Source organism: Shewanella saliphila (assembly GCF_014648295.1).
In the GTDB taxonomy this organism is placed as follows: Bacteria; Pseudomonadota; Gammaproteobacteria; order Enterobacterales; family Shewanellaceae; genus Shewanella; species Shewanella saliphila.
In genome coordinates this window covers 90,302-97,533 of the sequence record NZ_BMQV01000011.1, presented here as the reverse complement: position 1 = coordinate 97,533, position 7,232 = coordinate 90,302, and the positions used below count along the sequence as shown (strand labels likewise).

General features: G+C 43.5%; 3 protein-coding genes. All 3 read right to left on the bottom strand.

Translation table 11 applies throughout. The features are described 5' to 3' along the window. Nucleotides 1–4,479: beta strand repeat-containing protein (locus IEY48_RS07780; RefSeq protein WP_194497703.1), on the bottom strand; the 4,479-nt coding region annotated here is incomplete at its 3' end. A 334-nt stretch (nucleotides 4,480–4,813) separates the two neighbouring features. After that, nucleotides 4,814–5,983, bottom strand: a complete 1,170-nt coding sequence (locus IEY48_RS07775; RefSeq protein WP_188918966.1) for a heme biosynthesis HemY N-terminal domain-containing protein — start codon at nucleotides 5,981–5,983, stop codon at nucleotides 4,814–4,816. After that, a complete protein-coding gene (locus IEY48_RS07770; RefSeq protein WP_188918965.1) occupies nucleotides 5,980–7,221 on the bottom strand; it encodes a uroporphyrinogen-III C-methyltransferase in 1,242 nt (413 codons plus the stop codon). The genes IEY48_RS07775 and IEY48_RS07770 overlap by 4 nt, the downstream gene beginning before the upstream one ends. Nucleotides 7,222–7,232 lie beyond the last annotated feature (11 nt).

The following is a 7,232-nucleotide window of genomic DNA, read 5'->3' as shown; positions in this document are numbered from 1 at the left end:
GCCCATGCCGCTGAATTCAACGCTAGGAGCCGGTGCGGCAACATTATCAACAGGCTGGTTATCCATCGCAGTGGCTGATGGGTTACCGGCGATATCAATCACTTGGGCGGTGACATCAACATCGGTCGCGCCTGCGGTGACAGGGACTTCGACATCCAAGCCATTGGTGAGCATGTCCGAGGTCACAGGGCCGTTAAACAATTCATTACCGTTGCCGTCAGTGACAATCAAGGTGTCGCCGACTTGCGTGCCGGTGGCAAGCGTGACAGTCGCGGTCACAGTGCCGTCAGTGCCGATCTCATCGCTGTTAAACACGCCATCGCTGCCCATGCCGCTGAATTCAACGGTGGGAGCCGGTGATGTTATATCTACAATACCATCATCGTTATCTATCGCAGTGTTACCTGCAGGGTCTGTTACTTCAGCAACTACAGTGAATCCACCTTCAGTTAAAGATTCAGGGACATCAACTTCATAAGTTCCATCAGGAAGTACAGTTGTTACGATAATTTGTTGATTTCCCTGACTATCAGTTACAGTCAATGTAACTTGACTGTCGACAGGTGCGTCAGTGCTACCTGTAATAGTAGGAGTTGTATCATTTGTCAGTTCAGGAACATCTACAGTGATAGTTGGTGGAGTAGTATCTAGGACTGCAGAGTCACTTCCTTCAGGTGATGTATTACCAGTAGAATCAACAATTACAGCAACAACTTCAATTTCTTCGCCTTCATCAGGTGCAGGTAAATCGAGATTAACATTACCATTATCAATATCATCTTGTGTTAGTACAACTTCAACTCCATTCACTATAAGGGTGTCACCAGCTTGTGCGCCGGTATCATCTAGACCAATAGTGACATTGACTTCAGTAGCTCCACCTAACTCTTCATTACTAATAAAGCCGTCATCATTAAGATCGGTATTTATGATGACTGTCGGGGCACCATCAGGTACAGGCGTTACTTCAATAGTCAGAGTTGCTGTTTCACCGGTATTGGTGGTGTAGGTGATGACAGGTACTGTACCGTTCCAGTTGTCATTTGGCGTGAAGATGTAAGATCCATCGTCATTGATGATTAGTATGCCGCCTTCAAGAGTGACTTCTGTACCCGGTTGGTACATTTCGCCTTCAACTTCAAAGCTCACGACGCTTAAATCAGAATCTGGATCGCTGTCGTTATCTAAAACGTTCCCTGTTGCAGGGGTATCTTCAGATACGGAAACAACGTCATCAACGGTGACAGTTGGATCATCAACAGGAGTCACTTCGATGGTTAAGGTCGCTGTAATACCAGTGTTGGTGGTGTAAGTGATAACTGGTACTGTACCGTTCCAGTTGTCATTTGGCGTGAAGATGTAAGAACCATCGTCATTGATGATTAGTATGCCGCCTTCAAGAGTCACTTCTGTACCCGGTTGATACGTTTCGCCTTCAACTTCAAAGCTCACCACACTTAAATCTGAATCTGGGTCGCTATCGTTACCTAACACGTTTCCTGTAGCAGGGGTGTCTTCTGATACGGTAACTACGTCATCAACAGTGACAGTTGGATCATCAACAGGGGTGATTTCAATCGTTAATGTCGCTGTTTCACCGGTGTTGGTGGTGTAAGTGATGACAGGTACTGTACCGTTCCAGTTGTCATTTGGCGTGAAGATGTAAGATCCATCGTCATTGATGATTAATATGCCGCCTTCAAGAGTGACTTCTGTACCCGGTTGGTACGTTTCGCCTTCAACTTCAAAGCTCACCACACTTAAATCTGAATCTGGGTCGCTATCGTTACCTAACACGTTTCCTGTAGCAGGGGTGTCTTCTGATACGGTAACTACGTCATCAACAGTGACAGTTGGATCATCAACAGGGGTGATTTCAATCGTTAATGTTGCCGTTTCACCGGTATTTGTCGTGTAGGTGATGGCGGGTACTGTACCGTTCCAGTTGTCATTTGGCGTGAAGATGTAAGAACCATCGTCATTGATGATTAATATGCCGCCTTCAAGAGTGACTTCTGTACCCGGTTGGTACGTTTCGCCTTCAACTTCAAAGCTCACCACACTTAAATCTGAATCTGGGTCGCTATCGTTACCTAACACGTTTCCTGTAGCAGGGGTGTCTTCTGATACGGTAACAACGTCATCAACAGTGACAGTCGGATCATCAACAGGAGTCACTTCGATGGTTAAGGTCGCTGTAATACCAGTGTTGGTGGTGTAAGTGATGACAGGAACATTGCCGTTCCAGTTTTCGTTTGGCGTGAAGGTGTAAGAACCGTCGGCATTCAGAACGAGTACGCCATTTTCTAGGGTGACTTCAGTGCCCGCAGCGTAGGTTTCACCCTCAACTTCAAAGCTGACCAGGCTTAAATCAGAATCCACATCACTGTCGTTATCTAATACGTTACCGGTAGCCACGGTGTCTTCAACAATAATATTGCTGTCATTAACCAAAACTGAGGCATCATCAAGCGGAGTAACTTCGATGGTTAAGGTCGCTGTAATACCAGTGTTGGTGGTGTAGGTGATGACAGGAACACTGCCGTTCCAGTTTTCATTTGGCGTGAAGGTATAAGAACCGTCGGCATTAAGCACTAAAACGCCATTTTCTAGAGTGACTTCGGTGCCTGCAGCGTAGGTTTCGCCTTCAACTTCAAAGCTCACTACACTTAAATCAGAGTCAACATCGCTGTCGTTATCTAATACGTTACCGGTAGCCACGGTGTCTTCAACAATGATATTGCTGTCATTGACTAAAACTGAGGCGTCATCAAGCGGAGTCACTTCGATGGTTAAGGTCGCTGTAATACCAGTGTTGGTGGTGTAAGTGATGACAGGAACATTGCCGTTCCAGTTTTCGTTTGGCGTGAAGGTGTAATAACCGTCGGCATTCAGAACGAGTACGCCATTTTCTAGAGTGACTTCAGTGCCCGCAGCGTAGGTTTCGCCGTCAACTTCAAAGCTCACTACACTTAAATCAGAGTCCACATCACTGTCGTTATCTAATACGTTACCGGTAGCCACGGTGTCTTCAACAATAATATTGCTGTCATTAACCAAAACTGAGGCGTCATCAAGCGGAGTCACTTCGATGGTTAAGGTCGCTGTAATACCAGTGTTGGTGGTGTAAGTGATGACAGGAACACTGCCGTTCCAGTTTTCGTTTGGCGTGAAGGTGTAAGAACCGTCAGCATTCAGTACGAGTACGCCATTTTCTAGAGTGACTTCAGTGCCTGCCGCGTAGGTTTCACCTTCAACTTCAAAGCTGACCACGCTTAAATCAGAATCCACATCACTGTCGTTATCTAATACGTTACCGGTAGCCACGGTGTCTTCAACAATAATATTGCTGTCATTGACTAAAACTGAGGCGTCATCAAGCGGAGTCACTTCGATGGTTAAGGTCGCTGTAATACCAGTGTTGGTGGTGTAAGTGATGACAGGAACATTGCCGTTCCAGTTTTCGTTTGGCGTGAAGGTGTAATAACCGTCGGCATTCAGAACGAGTACGCCATTTTCTAGGGTGACTTCAGTGCCCGCAGCGTAGGTTTCACCTTCAACTTCAAAGCTGACCACGCTTAAATCAGAATCCACATCACTGTCGTTATCTAATACGTTACCGGTAGCCACGGTGTCTTCAACAATGATATTGCTGTCATTGACTAAAACTGAGGCGTCATCAAGCGGAGTCACTTCGATGGTTAAGGTCGCTGTAATACCGGTGTTGGTGGTGTAAGTGATGACAGGAACACTGCCGTTCCAGTTTTCGTTTGGCGTGAAGGTGTAAGAACCGTCTGCATTCAGTACGAGTACGCCATTTTCTAGAGTAACTTCAGTGCCCGCAGCGTAGGTTTCGCCTTCAACTTCAAAGCTGATCACTGTTAATGCAGTGTCTGCATCTGTGTCATTACTGAGTACATTACCTGAAGCAACTTGGTCTTCTGCGATCGTAATTGCATCGTTAACTAAAACTGATGGGGAATCATTTTCACCTAGGCCTTCTTCCTGGATTTCAGCTGTTGGGGTAGCTAAAGCGCCAGTCGTGTCATAACCATTAGAGGCTAATGTTTCGTTAGCATCTCTTGATACTGCGATATATCCAAAATCACCTGGATTGGCAGTTGGGGTGCCAGCAGCGGTTTCAGGTAATTCTTCAGTAGGGTCTTCGCCAGCTGCGATTAAATCTTGCAGGGCTTCAATTTCGTCTAATGTTGCCTGGTCTACAGTTTGCTCTGGGGTGGCTTCTGCATCATTGATGGCATTGGCAATCGATTCATCTAAAGGCGTTTCAGCACTGTTAAAAATGGTGCCATCATCAAAAGTAATCACGAAGTTGATATCGTCACTACTTGTCACAGTCGCTCCAGCTGGCACCATTTGTCCCAACTGAAGCTCTGTGGTGTCATTATTGATGGTCATGGTTACTTTGCCTTCTGAGGCAGAAAGTATCCCATTTTGTGATGTTTTAATCGATTCCATGGAAGCTCCCAACAGCTTAGATATATCAGGTAATTAATACGTAAGTATGTGTGATCTAGGTCAAAATTGATAAATTAAAAATAATTTAACTACAATCTAACAATTTTATCATTTACCCGCTAGGCAGTCAATTTTTTGACGTAACAGTTTTGTTAAATTAAGTGATTGAAAAATTGATAATTTACATTAATGGATTACGTAAGAAATGTCGATTCTATAAGGGGTGTAGATATGTAGTTTGTAAATTTATATCGGCAGAAATGGAAATTATTTGAATAAAAAACCCGCAAAAAGCGGGTTATTTAATTAGACGAGTGCAATTAATACTAAAGTATTACATAGCGTTGGCTGCTTTGCGATAGTTTTGGTTTGCAGCGCTATTTTCTCCTAATTGCTCTTGAATTTGGGCAAGAGATAACCACGATTGATGTGTCGGAGCAATTCTGCAAACATTTTGCCAATGAATTTTGGCCTGTTTTGCATCGCGCTGTTGCATAGCTAACTTAGCTAAACACATTTGATAATCGGCGTCATTTTCATGAGTTGATTCTAAGCGAGCTAATACATTACGAATATCGGTGTCATCGGCACTAACAAGTTCAGGTAAGGCCTCAAATAGGATAGCTGATGGTGCGGCTTTTAATTGTTTACTCAATAACTTTAATGCTTGAGCTTGGCGATTGAAGCCGTTTAAGCCATGGGCATAAGTCACGAGTAATGTATCTTGTTTACGGTCGCTTTTGCTTAACCATTGCCAACATTTTTCTAATTCTGCTTCAGATGTTTTAGCCGCATCTGCGAGTAAAATGGTGTTTGTTTTTACGCTGAGTGTTTGTAATTCAACATCATTTAAAAGTTTGCGTTTAACTATGATGGGCAATAATAATTTTAGTGCCTGCCAGTCTTGCTGTTGTTGATACAAATCAATAGCCAGTTTGAGTACGGGCTCACTGCTTTTACTCGTCGGTTCGAGCTTGTCTACAATAGCTCTTGCTTGTGCTAACTCACCTTGTTTAATGAAATAACGCGCTCGAGAAGTGTTTACTGCCGTTTTAGCGACAGGGCTCTTTTCGGCTTGGGTTAAGTAATGATCGCGGGCTGTTGTTTTACCTTGATGATGCGCTGCACGCGCTGCGGCAAATAAATTCAACAAAGGTATTTCACCTTGTTGTGCACCTTTGGCCATGGCGGTTTCTGCAGCGGGCCAATTTTCTTCAGCAATAGCTAGAGCACCAACTAAGGTATGTTTTTTAGCGGCTTTTTGGCGCCATTTAGTGGGTAAATAGCGGCTGTTAAGTGCTAGGTTGAGCAATAACATGATTGCCCACTCAAGTAGTTGCAGGACAAAGTAAAATACAATTAACCCGACAACGGCTGCAACCAGGCTTGTTTCTATTTGATACTCACCGATAGCAATATAAACATAACCACTTTGGCCAATAATCAATGGGCTAAGACACAAACCCACTAATATGAGTAATACAAACACTAAGACTTTGATCATTGTGTCAGTTCCTCCACAGGCATAATTTCACCATAGGTCACCAATTGCTGTAGCAAAGGAGATGCTTGGAACTTATTCAAGGTTACTTTTTCAATTTTGACACGAGCTAATTTATCTAACGCTTCGATTGTGTCCTTTGTTTTTGCATCTGACACATCAAAATATTGTTGCAGCCATTTATCAGCTAACGCAATAGATTGTTTGTAGTTGGCTTGATCGAAGCGATATAAGGCCAATTGTGCTTGAAGTAATTTATTACGAATATTTTCAACTAAATACCACTGTTGCTCTGGTGATAATAAAGGTTCTAAATCAGTTGTACGCTTGCGGATGGTGACAAAACCATCTGTAAGATCATGCCAAGTACGCGCTAAGTTTTGTTGCCAATCGTCAACCGAATCACTGATAGGCTGATTATCTGTTTTGTCGGCAAAGTCTTCATTAACACGATTAAGCGGTAAGGCGGTTAACTGGCTAATCACTGTATCTAATTCGAAAATAGTATTGGTGATGTCAGTGGTTTTTAAGGCCTTTACTCTGGTTATATCGTCGGCTAAGGCTTTACGTAAATGAGTTAATGCGGGGTCTTTCATCGCGCTTATCCGCTCATCTGCTGATTGCAATAAACCAATTGCAGTTTGTGGATCATTTTCTAGCCACAACTTACGGCCCGCCATACGGACTAAATATTCAGCCTCAGATGCCATCCAATGGTTAGGGCTACGCTGGGCTATTACCGCTACACGCTCTTGTAATAACTTACTTGATTGCTGAAGTTCAGCTAATTTTGAATAAGCTTTGGTGTCGTTTAATTGTTGTTTTTCAAGGGCAGTAAGACGTTTATTACTGTCCATCGAAATCTGTTGTAAATCGTATTTTAAAGACTGATTTTTTTTGGCTTGTTCAGAGATGCTTTTATCGAATTGACTCTGGTTGCCATCTTGTTTGTCCAATTGCAAATAAAGCCAATAGCATGCAGCAATGGCAATGATTGCAATAATTAAGCTGAATAGTACCCCAAGGCGGATCCACCACGAGCTTTTCTTCGCCTGGCGACGGTTGTTATTAACCGGAGTGCTTTTGGTTTGTGTGTTTTTAGGCGGAGTGTCATTGGTTGATTTGTTGACCGTGCTGTCTTCTTGGGTGTCAGCTGGTTTTTCTGTTGGCGCTGTTGTTGGAGAAATGACTTTCTCATCCTTGTCTGCTGGCGAGTTTGGATCTTTTTTATTGTTTTCCATGAACAGTCCTT